Origin of the sequence: Cellulomonas sp., from assembly GCF_965229465.1 — a bacterium.
In the GTDB taxonomy this organism is placed as follows: domain Bacteria; phylum Actinomycetota; class Actinomycetes; order Actinomycetales; family Cellulomonadaceae; genus Cellulomonas.
On sequence record NZ_OZ245882.1, the window covers coordinates 2,798,419 to 2,818,049 of the forward strand.

General features: G+C 74.1%; 15 protein-coding genes. 14 read left to right on the forward strand and 1 reads right to left on the reverse strand.

Going from position 1 to position 19,631, the window contains the following annotated elements:
* The first annotated feature begins 167 nt into the window (after positions 1 to 167).
* Positions 168 to 1,892 (forward strand): phosphate ABC transporter substrate-binding protein PstS, encoded by a 1,725-nt coding sequence (locus tag ACO06A_RS13390; RefSeq protein ID WP_421732730.1) that lies wholly within the window; start codon positions 168 to 170, stop codon positions 1,890 to 1,892.
* Here the strand turns inward: ACO06A_RS13390 and ACO06A_RS13395 are convergent, their stop codons facing one another.
* A complete protein-coding gene (locus ACO06A_RS13395) occupies positions 1,893 to 2,105 on the reverse strand; it encodes a three-helix bundle dimerization domain-containing protein (protein ID WP_421732731.1) in 213 nt (70 codons plus the stop codon).
* A gap of 278 nt (positions 2,106 to 2,383) precedes the next feature.
* Here ACO06A_RS13395 and ACO06A_RS13400 point away from each other — a divergent pair, with 278 nt between their 5' ends.
* The 13 genes from ACO06A_RS13400 to ACO06A_RS13460 all read left to right on the forward strand — a co-directional run bounded on the left by ACO06A_RS13400 (position 2,384) and on the right by ACO06A_RS13460 (position 19,584).
* A complete protein-coding gene (locus ACO06A_RS13400; RefSeq protein ID WP_421732732.1) occupies positions 2,384 to 2,761 on the forward strand; it encodes a hypothetical protein in 378 nt (125 codons plus the stop codon).
* Complete coding sequence (locus tag ACO06A_RS13405) at positions 2,758 to 3,543, forward strand: lytic murein transglycosylase (protein ID WP_421732733.1); 786 nt, start codon at positions 2,758 to 2,760, stop codon at positions 3,541 to 3,543. Before ACO06A_RS13400 ends, ACO06A_RS13405 begins: the two co-directional genes overlap by 4 nt.
* Positions 3,540 to 5,105, forward strand: a complete 1,566-nt coding sequence (locus ACO06A_RS13410) for a protein kinase domain-containing protein (protein ID WP_421732734.1) — start codon at positions 3,540 to 3,542, stop codon at positions 5,103 to 5,105. Before ACO06A_RS13405 ends, ACO06A_RS13410 begins: the two co-directional genes overlap by 4 nt.
* Before the next feature lie 127 nt (positions 5,106 to 5,232).
* The gene (pstC, locus tag ACO06A_RS13415) at positions 5,233 to 6,246 is read left to right on the forward strand and encodes a phosphate ABC transporter permease subunit PstC (protein WP_421732735.1); all 1,014 of its coding nucleotides are present in this window, start codon (positions 5,233 to 5,235) and stop codon (positions 6,244 to 6,246) included.
* A complete protein-coding gene (pstA, locus tag ACO06A_RS13420; RefSeq protein ID WP_421732737.1) occupies positions 6,246 to 7,370 on the forward strand; it encodes a phosphate ABC transporter permease PstA in 1,125 nt (374 codons plus the stop codon). Before pstC ends, pstA begins: the two co-directional genes overlap by 1 nt.
* 32 nt (positions 7,371 to 7,402) lie before the next feature.
* Entirely contained in the window at positions 7,403 to 9,028 is a 1,626-nt protein-coding gene (locus ACO06A_RS13425; protein WP_421732738.1) for a phosphate ABC transporter substrate-binding protein PstS, read from the forward strand.
* The gene (locus ACO06A_RS13430; RefSeq protein WP_421732739.1) at positions 9,028 to 11,583 is read left to right on the forward strand and encodes a hypothetical protein; all 2,556 of its coding nucleotides are present in this window, start codon (positions 9,028 to 9,030) and stop codon (positions 11,581 to 11,583) included. Before ACO06A_RS13425 ends, ACO06A_RS13430 begins: the two co-directional genes overlap by 1 nt.
* Positions 11,580 to 12,545 carry a sortase gene (locus ACO06A_RS13435; RefSeq protein ID WP_421732740.1) on the forward strand — a complete coding sequence of 322 codons (966 nt, stop codon included), beginning with the start codon at positions 11,580 to 11,582 and terminating at the stop codon, positions 12,543 to 12,545. The genes ACO06A_RS13430 and ACO06A_RS13435 overlap by 4 nt, the downstream gene beginning before the upstream one ends.
* A 142-nt stretch (positions 12,546 to 12,687) precedes the next feature.
* Positions 12,688 to 13,668 carry a substrate-binding domain-containing protein gene (locus tag ACO06A_RS13440; protein WP_421732742.1) on the forward strand — a complete coding sequence of 327 codons (981 nt, stop codon included), beginning with the start codon at positions 12,688 to 12,690 and terminating at the stop codon, positions 13,666 to 13,668.
* A gap of 26 nt (positions 13,669 to 13,694) precedes the next feature.
* Positions 13,695 to 15,323 carry an Ig-like domain repeat protein gene (locus ACO06A_RS13445; protein ID WP_421732743.1) on the forward strand — a complete coding sequence of 543 codons (1,629 nt, stop codon included), beginning with the start codon at positions 13,695 to 13,697 and terminating at the stop codon, positions 15,321 to 15,323.
* 109 nt (positions 15,324 to 15,432) lie between these two features.
* Complete coding sequence (locus ACO06A_RS13450; RefSeq protein WP_421732745.1) at positions 15,433 to 16,497, forward strand: hypothetical protein; 1,065 nt, start codon at positions 15,433 to 15,435, stop codon at positions 16,495 to 16,497.
* 127 nt (positions 16,498 to 16,624) lie between these two features.
* Positions 16,625 to 17,992 (forward strand): Ig-like domain repeat protein, encoded by a 1,368-nt coding sequence (locus ACO06A_RS13455; RefSeq protein ID WP_421732746.1) that lies wholly within the window; start codon positions 16,625 to 16,627, stop codon positions 17,990 to 17,992.
* Positions 17,993 to 18,096: 104 nt separating this feature from the next.
* On the forward strand, positions 18,097 to 19,584 hold the full coding sequence (locus ACO06A_RS13460; RefSeq protein ID WP_421732747.1) for a hypothetical protein: 1,488 nt from the start codon (positions 18,097 to 18,099) through the stop codon (positions 19,582 to 19,584).
* Positions 19,585 to 19,631: the final 47 nt, after the last annotated feature.

A 19,631-nucleotide genomic window follows, 5' to 3' on the forward strand; every position in this document is an offset into this window, starting at 1 on the left:
CGGCACCCCGCCGGCCTGCGATGGTCGGCGCCGACCCACTCCCCGCCCACGTCAGTTGACCCGGAGCCTCGACCATGCCAGCACCGCGCCACCCACACCGTCGCCGAGCTCTCCGAGGCGCCCTGTCGCTCACCCTGATCTCCGCCGCCCTCACGATCGGGGCCCCGATGGCGGCGCAGGCTGACCACGCTGCGATCGAGGGGTCCGGCTCCACCTGGAGCGAACCGATGATCGACCGGTGGATAGCCGACGTGGCGCCGTCCGGCATCGGCGTGATCTACACCGGCACGGGCTCGACGGCGGGCCGCAAGGACTTCGCCCAGGTCACGACCGACTTCGCGATCACGGAGATCCCGTACCAGGGCGTCGACGAGCTGGGGAATGTGGACAGCGCGGGCGCCCGCCAGCACGCGTACGTGCCGATCGTCGCCGGAGGGACCGCGTTCACCTACCACCTCGAGCAGGGCGGCCTCCGGCTCACGGGCATCCGCCTGTCGGGGGAGACGCTCGCGAAGATCTTCACCAGCCAGATCACCTCGTGGGCGGACCCGGCGATCGCCGCCGACAACAACGGCCGCACCCTGCCCCCGGTCGCCATCACGCCCGTCGTGCGCAGCGACGGCGCCGGCAGCACCCGGCAGGTGACCGGGTACTTCGACACCCAGTACCCCGACGTGTGGCGCCGAGACGGCAGGACCGGCCCGACCGCGTACTTCCCTCGCGTCGGCGCGCGCACGGTCGCCGCCGCCGGGTCGGACCAGCTGATGAACACGATCGCGTCACCGGCGAGCAACGGGGCGATCGGCTACGTCGAGTACTCGTATGCGCTCGCCACGGGCTACCCGGTGGTCAAGGTGCTGAACCGCGGGGGCTACTTCGTCGAGCCCACCCAGTACAACGTGGCGGTCGCCCTGTCCCAGGCTCAGTTCGACGAGGACGCGTCCTCGCCGCTGCACCTCACGCAGGTGCCCGGCAGCGCCGCCGGTGCGACGGACCCGCGGGCCTACCCGCTCTCGTCGTACAGCTACCTGATCCTGCCGACCGGTGCGAGCGACCCCCGCCTGACCACAGCCAAGCGGCAGAGCCTCGTCGACCTCACGTTCCATGCGCTGTGCGAGGGGCAGGCGGATGCCGGCGCCCTCGGGTACTCGCCGCTGCCGCTGAACCTGGTGCGGGCCGGGCTGTCGCAGCTGGGCAGGCTGCGCACCGCGGACCCGGGCGTGACCGTGTCGGGCAGAGACGTGACCAGCTGCGACAACCCGACGTTCGTCGCCGGGGACCTCACGCGCAACCATCTCGCCGAGATCGCGCCGATGCCCGCGGCGTGCGACCAGGTGGGCCAGGTGCCCTGCGGTGTCAGCCCGGACGAGCTGGGCGGTGGGCAGGACGGTCCCGTGCGCCTCACCCTCGCGGTGCCCGGCTCACCCTTCGGCTCGCTGACGATGGCCTTGGCGACGCCCGGACCCGTCCCCCTGGACGCCGTGCGCGCACCCGACGGGTCGGTCCGGGCCACGGGGGAGCTGCCCCCGGTCCGCGTCGACGACACCCGGGTCGACGAGCAGCTGACGACGTGGGAGGTCAACGCCCAGGTCTCCGGCTTCGTCGGGGCGACCGGTCGGATCGGTGCGCAGTTCCTCGGCTGGTCACCGCGCGCCCCGACCATGGACCGACCGCTCGGCAGTGCGCTGCTCACCCAGTCGGGGGCCGTCGTCGCGTCGCAGCTCGACGAGGCCACCTCCCCGGGCCTGTCGCGGTCGGCGCTGCTCGGCCGCGCCACGGCACCAGGCCGAGGGCAGACCGCCCTCGGCGCCGAGCTGCGCCTGGCCGGACCCGGCAGCACCCCGGCCGGCACCTTCACGGCCACCGTCACGGTGACCCTGGTCGGCGGCTGATCAGCCCTCGGACTCCCGCTGACCTGCTCGCAGGAGCTCGAGCGCCTCGTGCTCGACGAGCACCGGCACGAAGTCGCGGACGCTCGACCCGTCGAACTGCGCCAGCTGCGCCTCGACGACCTCGCGCACGGTGGCGGCGGGGATGTCGGGGAACTTGGCGGCGAGGCGCTCGACGACCTCGTCGATCGCGTGGCCTTCGTCCTGGAGGGGCATGTCCGACAGGGTCGCGGGCCGGGCAGCGGGCGTCAACCGGGGCGCACACCGCGTCAGCACGCGCGACGGCGGCTGCCACCTGGACAAACGTCCGGTTGCCGGCCGGGCGGCGGGGCGCCCGGTACGTCCGACCTGTCTGATCGTCGACCGTCGGTCGCCTGGTGTTCGTCCTGCGGCCCCGCACAGGTTGCTCACAGATGCAGCCGATCCGCTGGACTGCACCGGGTGCGCCGCGACAGGCGCCACGATGAAAGGACGGGATGCGGACGGTGCCGCCCGTGTTCCAGCTCTACCGGTTCTCCGACGACGACGCCGTGTGGTGGCGGCTCGTGAGCCCCAACGGGCGCGGGTTCGCCCGCAGCACCGTGGCGCTGCCGACCAGCACCGCCGCGCGCGCGTCCGTCGAGGCCGTGCGTGCGTCGATCGGGTCGCTCGTGCCTCACCTCCGACTCACCGAGACCTACCGCTGGCAGTGGTTCCTCACCGCCGACGACGCCCCGCTGGTGCAGGGGATCGGCGACCAGGACCGACGGGTGCGGTGCGCGCACGCGTGCCGGAACTTCGTCCTGCTCGCGCCCGTGGCGCAGGTCGATCCCACCGTCGTCACCTATCGCCGGATCTCGTCTCCGCGGGTGGCCCGGCGTTCGTCGACGTGACCCTGACTCGCGCCCGTGTGGGCTGGGCCGCAGCGGGGGTCGCGGCGGCGGCGGTGGTCGCGGCGACCAGCCTGGCCGCCGTGCACGCCGGGGACGTGGCGAGTCGTGCGACAAGCCTCCCGGTCGCCGTCGCGCAGGTCGAGGCGACCGAGAGACCCGGTGAGCCGGTGGGGCCGGCCGAGCTGGCGTCGCACACGGTCGTCACGCCGGTCGACCGCGCGTCCGGTTCCTGGGTGTCGGCCGTCTCGGTGGCGACCGGCGTCGGTGGCGTCGCGCTCCAGGCGTACGCCGACGCCACCCTCGCCGTGGCGCGGCTCGCCCCTGGGTGTCACCTCGGGTGGACCACGCTCGCCGCGATCGGGACGGTCGAGTCGGGCAACGGGACCCACGGGGGCGCCCAGCTGCTCCCCGACGGACGGCCGAGCATCCCGATCGTCGGACCCGCGCTCGACGGGACCGCCGGGACGGCTGCGATCCCGTCGCAGCCCGAGGACACCGCGTGGCACGGCGACGCCGCGTGGTCGCACGCGGTCGGCCCGATGCAGTTCCTGCCGTCGACGTGGAGCCGGTGGGCGTCCGACGGGGACGGCGACGGTGTGCAGGACCCGAACGACGTCGACGATGCCGCGCTCGCGGCCGCGCGGTACCTCTGCGCGTCTGGGCGGGACCTCGCGACGCCCGAGGGGTGGCACGCGGCCGTGCTGTCCTACAACCACGACGACGCCTACGTCGCGCTCGTCCTCGCGACAGCGAACGGCTTCGCCGCCGCCGCCGGTCGATGACCGGGCAGCTGCTCGGCGGGAGGTACGCGCTCGGGGGGCTCCTGGGTTCCGGTGGATCGGCCGACGTCTTCGCCGCCGTCGACGTGCGCCTCGGGCGGGACGTGGCCGTCAAGGTCGTGCGCGTCCCGGTCCAGCCGACGGCCGATCCGTGGCCGCAGCTGCGGGCGGGTGCGCGCCTGGACCACCCGAACGTCGTGCACGTGCTCGACGCCGGCACCGACACGGGTGGGCGGGCGTACCTGGTGCTGGACCTGGTGGTGGGTCGGACGCTCACCGACCTGCTCGCACGCGGACCGATGGAGCCCCGCGACGCGCTGACCGTGCTGGACGGCCTGCTCGCGGGCCTGGAGCACGCGCACGCACGGGGAGTGCTCCACCTCGACCTGTCGCCGTCGAACGTGATGGTGCCCAGTCTGGGCGGGCCCAGCGCGGTGCTGCTCGACGTCGGCGCGACGCCCGACCCGGACCCGGCCGACCCTCGGGTGACGGTGAGCCCGCACTATGCCGCGCCGGAGGTGGCGACCGGCGCGGGGGGCGACGCCCGCTCGGACGTCTACTCGGCGGGCGCCCTCCTGTTCCACCTGGTCACGGGGCGGCCCCCCTTCGATTACGAGGATCCGCAGAGGGTGCTCGCCGCCCAGGTGTCCGAGGTCGCGCCGCTGCCCAGCGCGGCACTCCCTGGCCTGCCGGCCGACGTCGACCGGATCGTGCGGCGGGCGTTGGCCAAGGACCCGGCCCGGCGGCACGGCAGCGCGGCAGACCTGCGCGCGGACGTCCGGGCCGCCCTGCGCGCCGCCGGCGCACCCGCCGCGCAGCCGAGCCGTCCCCGGGCCGACGTGTACGTCCGCACCACCCGAGAGCTGCTCCCCGTCCGCAGCGTCGAGTCGACGCCGGCCGTGCGGGAAGACCGCGGGGGAGCCTGGGTGACGCTGGGCATCGCGATCCTCGGCACCGTGTTCGTCCTCTGGCTCGCCCTGGCGCAGCCGTCGACGGGCGAACCGCCGCCGCGGACGGCCGCGACGACTCCACCCGCTACCCCCGCGACCCCGGTCCGTGCGACCCCTGCGGCACCGGCGCAGCCGACGACCGCGCCGCCCGTGCCCGTCGAGGTGGCGGTGCCGACCCTGGTCGGTCTCGCGCTGGGCGACGCGCGGACGGCGCTGGCCGCGGCCGGGCTCACGCTCGGCGAGGTGGTGCAGGCGGACGCCGACGCCCCCGCGCCCGCCGAGACCGTGCTCAGCAGCACCCCGGCCGGCGGTGAGCCGGCACGTCCGGGTGATCCGGTGGCGCTGATCGTGGCCACCGGGCTGGTCGGCGTGCCGGAGGTGACCGGTCGGGACCTCGCCGACGCTCGCTCGGCCCTGGGGGCGGCCGGGTTCGTGGTGGCGGAGCGCGCGGTGCCCTCGTCGACAACTGGGCTGGTCCGGGGGAGCGATCCGGACGCCGGGGCGCGGGTGCCTGCGGGAAGCACCGTCGTCGTGCTCGTCGGCGTCGAGCCGCCGGCGTCACCGACGCCGACCCCCACGCCCACGCCGACCCCCTCGCCCTCGACGGGGCCGTGAGCCGACGCGTGTGGCGGGCTGCGCGCGTTCGTCCCCCGTTCACCAGCGCGGCGTCACTCGGTCATCGGTCCAGGTTTCGATCTGCGGAGACAGCACGGGACGAGCAGCGAGGAGCGTGGCGGAAGCGATGAGCACGCAGGTGCGGGTGGAGGACCCGCAGGTCGGCTCGGCGCTGCCTCGACGACTCTCCAGCCGCCTGAGCGGCTCCGACCGCGCCTTCGTGATCGGGGCCCGCGGGGTGGGCGCGACGGTGCTGCTCATCACCGGCGGCATCGGGGTGTTCCTGGCGGTCCAGGCCTTCCCCACGCTGCGGCGCTACGGCTGGTCGTTCTTCACCGAGACGGACTGGCAGCCCGAGGCGGACCGCGTCGGCATCGCCGCGGTGCTCGTGGGCACGGTGACGGTCGCGCTCGTCGCGCTGGTGTTCGCGTTCCCGCTCGGCCTGGCCACGGCGCTGTACATCAGCGAGTACGCGCCGGCCCGGGTCCGCGGCGCCCTCGTCTCGGTGGTCGACCTCATGGCCGCGGTGCCGAGCATCATCTACGGGCTCTGGGGCTTCCTCCTGCTCCAGCCCTACGCCAAGGGCATCGCCCGCTGGCTGCACACCTACCTCGGGTTCCTCCCGTTCTTCCAGGTGGACACGGACCCGCAGGCTGCGCTCTGGGAGCAGACCCGGTACACCGCATCCGCGTTCGTCGCGGGCCTGGCCGTCGCGATGATGGTGCTCCCGATGGCGTCCGCGGTGATGCGCGAGGTGTTCTCGCAGGCGCCGCTCGGCGAGCGCGAGGCGGCCCTCGCCCTGGGGTCCACCCGGTGGGGAGTGATCCGCTCCGTGGTGCTCCCGTTCGGTCGCGGCGGCATCATCGGCGGCACGATGCTCGGCCTCGGCCGGGCCCTCGGGGAGACCATCGCGGTCGCGCTGATCATCTCCCCGGCCTTCGACCTGAAGTTCCAGCCCCTGGAGATCGGTACCAACACGGTCTCGGCGCTCATCGCGCTGCGCTTCGGGGAGGCCGACGACGCCCAGCTCTCCGCGCTGCTCACCGCGGGCCTGGTCCTCTTCCTCGGCACGCTCGTCGTGAACACCGTCGCGGCGATGGTCGTCGCGCGCAGCCGCTCGGGCGTCGGGACGGACATCTGATGACCGTCCTCGAGGCACGGACACCGCCCGTGGCACCCCGCACCTGGGTGCGTCCCGCCGACGACCCGGCACCCGTCGCGCCCCCGCGTCGCCGCCGCACCGGCGGGACGAAGGCGGAGGACCGCGCGATCCTCGTCGGCTCCGTGCTGGCCGGCATCGCCCTGAGCTGGGTGGTCTGCTTCCGGCTGCTGCCCTGGGGCAACCCGCTGGCGTTCGCGCTCACGGCCTTCGTGGCCTTCCTCGCGGTGGTCACGGTCGCCACGGCCGCGACGTCCGACGGGCCGATGGTCACCGACCGGCTCGCGGCGGCAGTGATCAGCGGCGGCGCGGCGGTGGTCGCGATCGCCCTGGTCAGCACCGTGGCGTTCACGTTCGTCCGCGGGGTCGGGGCCCTGACGCACTCGAACATGTTCCTCGACGACATGGCCGGCGTCGGCCCGCGCGACCCGCTGACCGACGGCGGCGTCCTGCACGCGATCCTCGGCTCGCTCATCCAGATCTCGATCGCGGTCGTCGTGACGGTGCCGCTGGGCATCGGCACCGCCGTGTTCATGACCGAGGTCGGCGGGCGGTTCTCGCGCGTCGTCCGCACGGTCGTCGAGGCGATGACCGCCCTGCCGTCGATCGTCGCGGGGCTGTTCATCTACGCCGTGCTGATCCTCACGCTGGGCGTCCCGCGCTCGGGTCTCGCCGCCGCCGCGGCTCTGTCGGTGATGATGCTGCCGATCATCGCGCGCGCCGCCGACGTGGTGCTCCGGGTGGTGCCGGGCGGGCTGCGCGAGGCCAGCCTGGCGCTGGGGTCGTCGCGCTGGCGGACGGTGTGGCACGTGGTGCTGCCCACCGCCCGGGCGGGGCTGGCCACGGCGCTCATCCTCGGTGTCGCGCGCGGCGTGGGGGAGACCTCCCCGGTGCTGCTCACCTCCGGGGCCGCGTCGTTCGTCGTCGTCAACCCGACGGTCGGCGCCATGAACTCGCTGCCGCTGTTCATCTTCTCGGCCATCCGCAGCGGTGAGCCGCTCTACGTCCAGCGCGGCTTCGCCGCCGCGTCGATCCTGCTGCTCCTCGTGCTGGCGCTCTTCGTGCTGGCGCGACGGATCGCCCGACCGCGGACGGACCGGCGATGACCCGGCACCCCCGCCCCAGCCCTGGAGGACACGTGCCTGATCCGAGCCGTCGCCGAGCACGGCGCGCCCTCGCGGCCCTGGGGGCGGTGCTGCTCGTGCTGCTGACCGGTCAGGCACCCGCGTTCGCCGCGTACGGGCAGATCGAGGGCACCGGCTCGACGTGGAGCCAGGTGATCGTCGACCAGTGGATCGCCGACGTGGACGCCAACGGCATCAAGGTCGTCTACACCGGCGGCGGGTCGTCCAAGGGTCGCAAGGACTTCGCGTCCGGCACCACCGACTTCGGCATCTCCGAGATCCCGTACCAGCAGACCGACGAGTACGGCAACGCGGACAACGCCAACGGCCGCCAGTTCGCCTACCTGCCGATCGTCGCGGGCGGCACGGCGTTCACGTACCACCTCGAGTCCGGTGGGCAGCTGGTGCGCGACATCCGGCTGTCCGGCGAGACGATCGCCAAGATCTTCACCAGCCAGATCACCACCTGGGCGGACCCCGCGATCAAGGCCGACAACAACGGCCGGACCTTCCCCGACCAGCCGATCATCCCGGTGGTCCGCTCCGACGGCTCCGGGACGACCGCGCAGTTCACCACCTGGCTGGACACCGCTCAGCCGTCGATCTGGCGGGCGTACTTCGGGCGGTCGGGGCTGACCTCCTACTACCCGAAGCCCAGCGGAAGCCGGATGATCGGCGCCTCGAGCTCGGACCAGGTGATGAACACGGTCGCCTCGGACGCCGGCAACGGCACCATCGCCTACGTCGAGTACTCCTACCCGATCAACAAGGGGTACCCGGTGGTGAAGGTGCTCAACGCCGCGGGCGTCTACGTGGAGCCCACCCAGTACGCGGTCGCGGTGGCCCTGACCAAGGCCCGGATCAACTCCGACCCCGCGTCGCAGAACTACCTCACGCAGATCCTCGACGACGTCTACGCCAACCCCGACCCGCGGTCCTACCCGCTGTCGTCGTACAGCTACATGCTGCTGCCGACCGGGTCGAGCGACCCCCGCATGACCACCAACAAGCGGCAGAGCCTGGTGGACTTCATGTTCTACTCGCTCTGCGAGGGGCAAGGGAAAGCGGGCGCCTACGGGTACTCGCCGCTGCCGCTCAACCTCGTGCAGGCCGGCTTCGAGCAGGTGGCCAAGCTGGGTGCCGCGGACCCGGCGGTCGACGTCAGCAACCGCGACGCCACCAAGTGCAACAACCCGACGTTCGTCGCGGGTGACCTGGCGCGCAACAAGCTGGCGGAGATCGCGCCGGCGCCGGCCGAGTGCGACAAGCAGGGGGCCGGACCGTGCCTCGGTGCCGGCCAGACCGGTGGGGGGACCGGGACCGCGGGCGGCGCTGCCGCGGGTGGAGGCGCGGCCGGCGGGGGAGGCGCAGCGGCCGGTGGCGCGGACGCCGCCGGTACCGGGGGCGACGCGGTGGCGGGGGCCGACGATGCCGTGACGATCGACCCGGAGACCGGGCTACCTGTCGGGGGCGGCGCGTCGGGCGAGTCCGACGTCGCCAGCGGCTCCGTGTCCACGCAGATCGCCCGCCCCGCGGGTGGGAGCGTGGCGTTCGGCGCGCTCGCGGCCGCTGAGCTGCTCGCGATCGTCCTCGTGCCCGGCCTCCTCGCCGTGCGTGCGCGTCGAGCGGCGGCCCTCTGATGGCCGCGCGCCCGGGCGTGCGGCTGGCGGCGCTCGTCGCCGCCGTCGCGACGCTCGCCCTGACCAGCCTCGTCGTGGCCCCGCCGGCCGGTGCGGCCGACCCCGTCGACTACCGGCAGACGAAGACGCTCACCCGCGAGCACGTCGCGGCCGACGGCACCACGACGACCGTCGACTCGCGCGAGGTGACCGTGCAGGTGGACCGGACGCAGAGCCTGCGCGGCCGCGAGCGGATCCACGTCAGCTGGTCGGGCGCCCGCCCGAGCGCCGGCCGGTCCGCCGACCCGTACGGGTTCAACGGCATGAACCAGGAGTACCCGGTCGTCATCCTCCAGTGCCGCGGCGTCGACGACGCGAGCGCGCCCGAGGCCGAGCGGCTGAGCCCCGAGACGTGCTGGACGTCCACGTACCTCCAGCGCTATGCCGCCGGAGTCGTCTCGGCGGGGGTCTGGCGGCACGACCGCTACGCGTCCGACGAGGACCGCGCGGACCAGGAGACGCTTCCCGACTGGCCCGCCGAGTGCGGCCTGCTGCCGGGGTCGGTCTTCGCCCAGCACCTGCTGCCCTTCGAGGCCGCGAGCGGCACGGTCTACCCGTCGTGCAGCAACACCACGATCGCCCCGGAGTCCGCGATCGACGCGGCGCTCCCGCCCGCCGACATCGCCGCGTTCACCAACCTGGACGGCACCGGAGACGTGCAGTTCGAGATGCGCACCTCGACGGAGAACGAGTCGCTCGGCTGCTCCTCGGAGGTGCCGTGCACGCTCGTCGTCATCCCGATCATGGGGCTGAGCTGCCTGGACGCCGACGCCGCCTGCACGCAGACGGGGGACTTCGCACCCGGCTCGTCCAACCTGTCCGACGTCGGGGTCGACGACGCCGTGTCGCCGCGGTTCTGGTGGTCGGAGTCGAACTGGCGCAACCGGTTCAGCGTGCCGCTCAGCTTCGCGCTCCCGCCGGACGCGTGCGACGTCCTCGACTCGCGTGCGCCGGTGGGCATGTACGGGTCGGAGCTGCTGAACCAGGCCTCGCTCCAGTGGGCGCCCGCGTACTGCCTGCGGGCCGACCGGTTCAAGTTCCAGCACAACCGGATGCCGGAGTCCGCCGCGCTGCGGCTGCTGGGCACGGGCGACGCGGTCGCCGCGTTCGTCTCGGACGCGGCGCGCAGCTCGGCCGTCGACCTCGCCTACGCGCCGACGGCGGTGACCGGTTTCGGGGTCGCCTTCGTCGCGGACCTGCCCGACAACGCCGGGGAGGTGACGCAGCTGCGGATGACCCCGCGCCTGCTCGCCAAGCTGCTCACCCAGTCGTACCCGGCCACCAACGACGTCCGCGCCCACGAGGGCCTCGAGAACAACCCGCTGGCGCTCAACACCGACCCCGAGTTCATCGACCTCAACCCGGGGCTGTCCACCGTCGCGGCGGAGGCGAAGGCGACGATCCTGTCGCTGTCCGAGGCCTCGGACGTGATGACTGCGGTGACCGCCTACATCGCGGCGGACCCCGAGGCGATGGCGTTCCTGGGCGGGGAGCCGGACCCGTGGGGCATGCGGGTCAACCCGAGCTACCAGGACATCGAGATGCCGCGCGAGGACTGGCCGATGCTGGACACGTACGTCCGCGAGAGCACCCGCGAGTGCGAGCAGCTGATCCGGTCGCCGTACCTGGGGCTCGTCGCCGCGCCGGTGAACAGCCTGCGCAAGATCTCCGAGGCGGTCCTCGACGCGTGGCCCAACGTGCAGACGCAGTGCACCCGCTCGACGACCACCGACCCGTGGAAGTTCGGCCGCATCGCCCGTCAGAACTACGGGGTGCGGTTCATGCTCGGGCTCGTCTCGCTCGGCGACGCGGAGCGGTACGGTCTGCGCACCGCCGAGCTGCGGACCGACGGGACCGGCGCAGGGGCGACCTTCGTCGCACCGAGCGTCGCCACGATGTCGACCGCAGTCGCGCAGGCGACCCAGCCGGCCGCGGGCAAGCCCTTCACGCTCGACCGGGCCTCCCTCGACCCGGCCGGCTACCCGGGCACGATGATCGTCAGCACCGCTGCGCGCGTCTCGGGCCTGACCGCTGCGGACGCCGGGCACGTCGCGCAGTTCATCCGGACCGCGACCACGGAGGGCCAGGTCAGCGGACCCGGCAACGGGCAGCTGCCGGACGGCTTCGTCCCGATCGCGTCGACCGGGCCGACCGCCGCGCTCTACGCCGCCGCGCAGCAGGCCGCGAGCACCATCGAGGCGCAGAAGGGTCCTGCCGTCGCTCCACCCATCACGCCGGCCACGGTGCCGCTCGGCACCGCGACCGGTTCGGTCGCGGTCCGGCCACCGGCACCCCGCTCGGGGGGCGTGCCGGTCGGTGGGACGCCGCAGACCGTCGACGGGTTGCCGGCACCGGGGTCGGACGACGTCGAGGCGGCCGCGTCCTCGGGAACCACGGTGGCTCAGGAGTCGGGCGCCGGTGGCACGGCGGTCAAGGCCACTCTCGGCCTGGCGCTCGCGGGCGTCCTCGGAGCGCCACTGCTGCGCAGCCTGGCCACCCGGCGGCGCGCCTCGTGAGCGTCGTCGAGGCGAACCCGTTCGCGCCGCCGGAGCCGGGCCGCGTCCTGCCTCCGCCCGAGCGCCGCGTGCGTGCTCCCAAGCGCCCGCCCCGCCCGGTCCCACCCCGACTTCCCCGCCCCACCATGCCCGAGGCCGCCTCGGTGGCCTACACGGCGATGCTCCTGGTCGCGGCTCTCGCAGGGTGGGCGCTCCTCCAGCTCTTCGTCCTCGGCGGCCTGTCCCAGACGCGTGCGCAGCAGGTGCTGCACGCTGAGCTCCGTCAGCAGCTCGCCGCGGAGACGGCGCCGACCGGGGGGAGCATCGAGCCGGGCGACCCTGTGGCGCTCCTCGTGATCCCGACGCTCGGCGTGCGGCAGGTCGTCGTCGAGGGGACGGCGTCCGGTGACCTCACGGCCGGGCCCGGGCACCGCCGGGACACCGTCCTCCCGGGCCAGGCCGGCGTGTCCATCGTCTACGGCCGCTCCGCCGCGTACGGCGCGCCGTTCCGGTCGGTGGCTCTGCTGAGGGCGGGCGACGGCCTTCAGGTCACCACCGGTCAGGGCGAGTTCGTCTACCGCGTGGACGGGGTCCGCCGTGCGGGCGACCCGCTCCCCGCCGCACTCGACGCGGGCGCCGCCCGGATCACCCTCGTCACGTCGGAGGGCGACGGTCCGCTCGCGTCGATCACGCCCGTCCGGACGGTGTACGTCGACGCGGCCCTCGTGGGCGAGGCCGCGACGGGCCCAGGTGGGCGCCCCGCGGGCGTGCCGGACGCCGAGAAGGCCCTGGCGGGCGACCGCAGCGTGCTGCCGCAGCTCGCCCTCTGCCTGCAGGGCCTGCTCCTTGCGGTCGCGGCCACGGCGGTCGCGCTGCGGCGCCTCCCCGGCCGCGCCGTCTGGCCGGTCGCCGCGGGGATCGTCGTGGCGCTGGCCTGGGCCTCGACCGACGCGGCCGCCCAGCTGCTGCCCAACCTGCTCTGACCTCGACGCGGGTCGTCCTGCGGTCGAGCCTGCGCTGTCCCTCGTTCACCTGATGACGGGCGGGGGTTCTTCCTCGGTGGGGAGCGTCTGCGGTGGGCCGGGACACCGGCCCACCGACCACAGTCACGAAGGGCTCCCTCCCATGAAGCGATCGAGGGTCTCGATCATTCTTGCCTCCGTCCTGACCGGCGTCGTCGCCGCGTCCATCGCCGCCACGCCGGCCTACGCGGACCCCACCCCGCAGGTCAAGGACATCGTCGGCGTCGGCTCCGACACGACGGAGTTCGCGCTCAACTACATCGCCGACGGCCGCCGCGCCGGGGTGTTCTCCCCGGGCTACAACGCGAGCGCCAGCGCGCGTCTGGTGTCGTTCGACGCGACCGGCAGCTCCACCGTCGTGCTCAAGGCGGGGACCACGGCCATCACGCGGCCGAACGGCTCCGGGGCGGGCAAGGCGCTGCTGTACGGCGCGGGCAACAACACGAACGTGAACTTCGCGCGCTCGTCGTCCTCGCTCAGCTCGGCGGAGGTCGCGGCCGGGCTCTGGCAGGTGCCCTTCGCCGTCGACGGGCTCAAGCTCGCCGTCGCGTCCACGTCGAACGCGCCCGCCAGCATCAGCGCGGCCCAGATGGTGAGCATCTACAACGGCACCTTCACCAACTGGAGCCAGCTGGGTGGCGCGAACGGCGTCATCGTCCCGCAGATCCCGCAGACGGGGTCGGGCACCCGCACCGTCTTCCTCGCCCAGCTCCAGGCCGCGAACGGTGGCACCCCCGTCACCCTCGCGGGCTCGGTGGTCGAGGTGCAGGAGCACGACGCCGCGCCCATCGCCGCCAACCCGAACGCGGTCTCCCCGTTCTCGACCGGCCGGTTCGCCTCCGCCACCGGCATCAAGCTCACCGGCGGCTGGTCGTTCCAGCGGGCCCTCTACAACGTGGTGCGCACGGCCGACCTGACCAAGCCGTTCTTCACCTCGCTGTTCGCCGCCGACGGCTTCGTCTGCAGCGGGTCCGCGCAGCCGCTCATCGAGGCCGCCGGCTTCCAGCAGCTCTCCGTCGCCGCGGACGGTGGCGCCTGCGGCGTCCCGACCCAGGCCGCGGTCACCAACTTCACCGCCAACTGATCCACCGACAGCTCAGGAGCAGATCGATGAGACTCAACCGACTGGTGGCCGGCGCGCTGGCCGCGACCGTCGCGACAGGCGCGGTGCTCGTGGCCGTCGCAGGTCCCGCCTCGGCCAACGACGAGGGCCCGCTGATCCCCGGCAACATCTTCTTCTTCGCGAACGCCGGGGGCTTCGACGCCAACACCCCCGCGGACCAGATCACGAGCGGCACCACCGCGGTGCGGCCGTGGCAGTCCCTGACCGTCGACGCGACGTGCCCCGCGGGCACCGGCGTCATCCAGCCCCTGATCCGCATCCCGCAGGCTGGCGTGCCGGTCATCGACTGGGAGCAGGTGCCCTTCGGGCCCGTCTCCACCCTGGTCGACTCCGACGGCCGCCCGTACACGGGCCGCGGCGACTTCATGGGCAAGCCGCAGGCACTGACCTACCTGGCGTCGCAGCCCGGCAACACCGCGGTGCTGCCGTTCCTGGTGGCGTGCCGCGACGTGGACGGCAACTCGATCGCGTACTTCGAGACCGGCCTGACCATGACCGGCACCTCGACCGCGAACCTCACGTGGTCGATCCCGGCCGCCGCGTTCCCCTCCGCGCCCAGCACCACGGTGCTCGGTGTGTCCGCGACGAGCGTCGAGGCCGGCACGTCCGTGGACCTCACGGCGACCGTCGACCCGGCCGCCGCGACCGGTGACGTCGAGTTCTTCGCCGGCGCCACCTCGCTCGGCACGGCCACGGTCACCGGCGGCGTCGCGACGCTGTCGACCGTCGCCCTGCCGGTGGGCACCAACGCGGTGACCGCCCGGTACCTCGGCGGCTCGCACGCGGCCTCCACGTCCGCGCCCGTCTCGGTCGTGGTCACCGCCGTCGCGGCTCGCTCGACGGTCACCACGCTGGGCGTCACGCCGGTCTCCGGCGCGGCGTACTCGGCCGTCACGTTCAGCACCACGGTCGTGGCCTCGTCCGGCGCGGCCAACGGCACCGTCAGCTTCAAGGACGGCGCCACGGTGCTCGGCTCGCTCCCGGTCGTCGGTGGCGTCGTCGCCGACTTCACCACCAACGTGCTCGGCGCCGGCGCGCACTCGCTGACCGCCGACTTCGTGGGAACCGCCCCGTACAGCGGCTCGGTCTCGGCGCCCGTCGCCGCGACGTACGAGCTGTCCGGCGCGGTGGACGAGCAGACGGTCACCGTCGACATCCCCGTCGGTGCCATCTCCATCACCACGCCGTACACGCCCGCGAACCCGCTCGCGCTCGGCACCGCCGTGCTCGACCCCGCGGACTCGACGTACTCGGCGTCGGCCGCCTTCGAGGACATCGTCATCACCGACACCCGGGCCGGCAACCTCGGCTTCACGGCGTCGGTCGTCTCCGGGGCGTTCACCTCCACGGCCGGCTCGTTCTCGGGCCTGCACGCCGGGCTGACCGGTCTCGTGGCCGACCAGGTGGCGGGCAACGCGCTCCAGGCCGGCAACGTCACCCTCACCAACCACGCGCCGGCCACCGACGGCCTGGACGTCCCGAAGGTCTTCGCGGCCTACGGTGCCGGCCAGCCCCTCGGCACCGCGCACATCGAGGGTGTCTTCGGCGTGGACCAGGTGCCGACGTCGGTCGCACCCGGCCTCTACACCGCGACGGTCACCTTCACCGCCGTCTGACGGCCGCCCACCCGGCTGCGACCGGGCGGTGACCAGGGGAGGTGGGGCGCTCTGCGCCTCACCTCCCCGCAGGCGTTCCCCGTCCCTCACCTCTGGAAGGCCAGACCTGATGCTCGACCGCCTCCGTCCCCTCCTCACGGTGGTCGCGGTGCTCGGCGCCGCCGCGCTCTGCGCGAGTCCCGCCGCGGCCGCACCCGACCCGCTGCCGCCCGCAGCCGCCGACCTCGTCTCGTTCGGCATCAGCCCCGCCGGTCCGGAGCGTCCGGACGACCGGCCGTTCCTGCGCGTGACCGCACCCCCGGGGGCCGTCGTGTACGAGCACGCCGCGCTGCTCAACCAGGACGACACCGCGGTCCAGCTCCAGGTGTACGGCGGAGACGTCGTGATGGCCGACGGCGGGGGTCTGGCGGTCCGCGCGCGCGACGACGCCAGCACCGACGCGGGCGCCTGGATCGCGGTCCCGGGGGCGTCCACCGTCGACGTGGCTCCCCAGACCGCGGACGCCGGGTTCGGCTACACCGTCGTCCCGTTCACCGTCTCGATCCCGGCGAACGCCGAGCCCGGCGACCACGTGGGTGCACTCGTCGCGTCGCTGGAGAGCGTGGGTCAGGGGGCCGAGAACGCCCCGAGCATCGAGCTCGAGCAGCGCGTCGCCGCTCGCGTCTACATCCGTGTGGACGGCCCGCTGGACCCGGGTCTGGAGGTGGCGGACGTCTCCGCCACCTGGCACGCGGGGTCCCTGGTCGGTGCCGGCGAGGTCACCGTCGACTACACGCTCCGGAACACCGGCAACGTCCGGCTGGCCGTCGAGCCCGAGGTCGCGGTCGGCGGTGCGTTCGGTCTGCTCCGCGAGCGCGTGGACGGCGACCGGGTCGACGAGCTGCTGCCCGGCGGTGAGGTCCGCTCGTCGACGACCGTGCCCGGCGTCTGGCCGCTCGTGCTCGAGACGGTCACGGTCGACGCGACCGCGGTGGCTCCTGCGGCGGGGGAGGACCCGGGCGTGGGGACCGTCTCGGGTGCCGTGCGGGTCTGGGCCGTCCCGTGGCTGGTCCTCGCGCTCCTGGTGCTCGTCGCCCTCGGGCTCGTCGTACGGAGGGTCCGGAGGGTCCGCCGCGGGGCGACGCCGACCGCGGGACCAGAGGTCGAGGCGCCCCGGCTGCAGGCGGTGCGATGACTGCCCCGCACGTCGTCCCGCGGACGCCCGCCGGGGGCCCGGCGTTCACCTCCGGGCTCCATCCTCGTCGCGGTGCGACAGCACGTGACGTGAACCCACGCCAGATCGTCCTCGAAAGGACTGCTCGATGAAGCTCAGGAGAGTTGTGGCCGCGCTGGTGGCCGGGACGTGCGCGACGGGTGCGGCGCTCGTCGCCGTGGCGGGCCCCGCAGCCGCCAACGACGAAGGTCCGCTGATCCCCGGCAGCATCTACTTCCTCGCGAACGCGGGCGGGTTCGAGGCGAACACCGCGGCCGACGTCCTCACGAGCGGCACGACGGCCACGCGTCCGTGGCAGTCGCTCGCCGTGGACGCCACCTGCCCGGCCGGCTCCGGCGTCATCCAGCCGCTGATCCGGATCCCGCAGGCCGGTGTCCCGGTCATCGACTGGGAGCAGGTGCCGTTCGGACCGGTCTCGGTGCTGGTCGACTCGTCCGGACGTCCGTACACGGGTCGCGGCGACTTCATGGGCAAGCCGCAGGCGCTCACCTACCTGGCCTCGCAGCCGGGGAACACCGCCACGCTGCCGTTCCTGGTCGCGTGCCGCGACGTGGACGGGAACTCGATCGCGTACTTCGAGACCGGCCTGACCCTGACGGGTACCACGACCGCCAACCTCACGTGGTCCGTCCCCTCGCACGCCTACCCGTCCGGCGGAGGCACCCAGGCCGTCGCGACGACGACCACGCTCACCGCAGCTGCCTCCGGCGCCGACCTGGTCCTCACGGCCGCGGTCGCGCCGGCCGGTGCCGCCGGTCAGGTCACGTTCAAGGAGGGCACGACGGTCCTCGGCACCTCGCCGGTCGCCGCCGGCTCGGCCGCCTACACGGTCTCGGCGCCCAGCGCCGGGAACCACGCGTACACCGCCGACTTCGCCCCGACCGACACCGCCGCGTACCTCGCCTCGACCGGGAGCCTCTCGCTCTCGCTCGGGATCGACTCGGCGACGGGGCAGCTGGTGCTCACGGTGCCCGAGGCGCCCGTGGTCGACGGCTCGCTCATCTTCAGCGTCCCGTTCGACACGCCCGTCGCCCTGACGGGCTCGCGCTCCGTGGACAACTCGCGGGTCACCGCGGCCGGGGTCTTCCCGACCGTGACCGTCACGGACACCCGCCGCGACGCGCTCCTGACCGGCTGGGAGGTCAACGCGCAGGCGTCGGACTTCACCGGCACCGCCGCGACGGTCGGCGCCAAGTACCTGGGCTGGACGCCCGGTACGCCGAGCATGACGCCGGACGCCGGCAGCCCGCTCGTCGCGCAGGCAGGTCCGGCCGTCGCCTCCTTCCTGGACGACGCCTCCAGCGCCGGCCTGTCCGTCAGCTCGCTCCTGGGCCGGGCGCAGACCCCCGGTCGCGGGGTCTCGACCCTCGCCGCGGGCCTGGCGCTGGCGATCCCGGGCGCGACGTCCGCCGGCTCGTACACGTCGACCGTCACCGTCACGCTCGTCGGCGGCTGACCGAGACGCCACGGACCGGGGCTCCTCGACGCGCGACGTGTCGAGGGGCCCCGGCCGTGGCACGTCCGACCTGTGCACTCCTCACCACCCCGATCGGAGAACCCATGGCGGCCCACCGCCCCCTGCTCGTCGTCGCCGTCGCCGCGCTGACGGCGTTCCTCACGGTCGGCGCCGCCCCGGCGGCCCTCGCGGACGACACCGCTGCGGCCTGGGCGGTCACGCCGGCGGACGCGGCCGGAGCCGCTGACGGACGGACCCGGTTCGAACTCGCGGCGGCGGCGGGGGAGACCGTCGAGGAGCACGTGCTCATCACGAACTCCTCGACGGTCGAGCGCGAGTTCGCCGTGTACGGGGCCGACGGGTTCAACACGCCGTCCGGCGGCTACGACCTGTCACCGGCGGCCCAGCCACCGACCGACCTGGGCGCGTGGGTGACCGTCGCGAGCCCGACGGTCACCATCCCGCCCCTGGCGACCGCCTCCCTCGCCTTCACGGTCGCGGTCCCCGCCGAGGCCTCGCCCGGCGACCACCCCGGCGGGATCGTCGTCTCGCCCGTCCAGACGCAGGTCACCAGCGCCGGGGTGCTCGTCGACACGCGCGTGGCGGTGCGGCTCAACCTCCGGGTGGCCGGAGAGCTGGCCCCCGCGCTCGAGGTGCGGGAGGTCAGCGGCACGTTCGACGCGTCGCTCGTGCCGTTCGCCTCGGCGCCCATGACCGTCACCTACGAGGTGGTCAACACCGGCAACGTCAAGGTGGTCGGCGTCCCGCGCGTGCGGGTGACCGGACCGTTCGGTCGGACGCTGGCGTCGCTCGACGCCGAGCAGACGCGAGAGGTCCTGCCCGGCGACTCCTTCACGGTCGTCTCCGTGCTCGAGGGAGTCGAGCCGCTCGGGGTGTCCACCGCGGTCGTGGACGTGGACATGGCCGCCGCGCCGGGGCCGGACACCGAGATCCCGCTCGTCTCCAGCACGGCGCGGACCACCGTGCTGAGCGTCTCGTGGACGGGGGTGGCCCTCGTCGTGCTCGTCGCCGCGACCGTCTGGTACCTCGTGCGCCGGACGCGCCGCCGGCGCCGGGAGGGGGCCGAGCACTGGGAGCGGATGGTCGCCGAGACACGCCGCGAGATCGAGGCCGCCTCCGTGCCGGGCACCCGTGCCCTCGGTGCCGGGCTGGTCCTGCTGGCGGTCCTCGCTCTGACCGCCGCCGCCGCGATCGGCAGCGCCCCCGCGGCCGTCGCGGCGGGGTCCGACGACGGCTCGCTCACGCTGACGGTTCCCCCGGGAACGGCACCGACAGTGCCCTCCGGAAACACGCAGAAGCCGTCCTCGGGTACCCGTCGGCCGGCCGTGTCTCCGTCCGCTGCTCCCGCCTCCGCCGCGCCCGATCCGGCCGGGGGCGCGCAGGTGATCCCGGCCGCGGACGTCGTCGCCGACCCCGGGCCGGCGCCGGACCTCGTGTGGACGGCGGGCGCGCGACGGTGGACACCCGTGCAGTGGACCCTGCTCGGCCTCGGCGCTGCCGGGGCCCTCGTTGCGCTGGCGTTCGCCGCCCGCGCCATCGCACGCGCCAACGGCGCGGGAGGAGTCTCGTGAGCAACCACCAGGCCGACTCGACGGTCGTCCTCTCGCCCGTGCCGGTC

Bases quoted from the DNA above. Each gene is read 5' to 3' on its own strand.
- ACO06A_RS13395 (WP_421732731.1), bottom strand. From the start codon at position 2,105: ATGCCCCTCCAGGACGAAGGCCACGCGATCGACGAGGTCGTCGAGCGC.
- ACO06A_RS13440 (WP_421732742.1), top strand. From the start codon at position 12,688: ATGAAGCGATCGAGGGTCTCGATCATTCTTGCCTCCGTCCTGACCGGC.
- ACO06A_RS13460 (WP_421732747.1), top strand. From the start codon at position 18,097: ATGGCGGCCCACCGCCCCCTGCTCGTCGTCGCCGTCGCCGCGCTGACG.
- ACO06A_RS13445 (WP_421732743.1), top strand. From the start codon at position 13,695: ATGAGACTCAACCGACTGGTGGCCGGCGCGCTGGCCGCGACCGTCGCG.
- ACO06A_RS13410 (WP_421732734.1), top strand. From the start codon at position 3,540: ATGACCGGGCAGCTGCTCGGCGGGAGGTACGCGCTCGGGGGGCTCCTG.
- pstC (WP_421732735.1), top strand. From the start codon at position 5,233: ATGAGCACGCAGGTGCGGGTGGAGGACCCGCAGGTCGGCTCGGCGCTG.
- ACO06A_RS13430 (WP_421732739.1), top strand. From the start codon at position 9,028: ATGGCCGCGCGCCCGGGCGTGCGGCTGGCGGCGCTCGTCGCCGCCGTC.
- ACO06A_RS13390 (WP_421732730.1), top strand. From the start codon at position 168: ATGGCGGCGCAGGCTGACCACGCTGCGATCGAGGGGTCCGGCTCCACC.
- ACO06A_RS13450 (WP_421732745.1), top strand. From the start codon at position 15,433: ATGCTCGACCGCCTCCGTCCCCTCCTCACGGTGGTCGCGGTGCTCGGC.
- ACO06A_RS13455 (WP_421732746.1), top strand. From the start codon at position 16,625: ATGAAGCTCAGGAGAGTTGTGGCCGCGCTGGTGGCCGGGACGTGCGCG.
- pstA (WP_421732737.1), top strand. From the start codon at position 6,246: ATGACCGTCCTCGAGGCACGGACACCGCCCGTGGCACCCCGCACCTGG.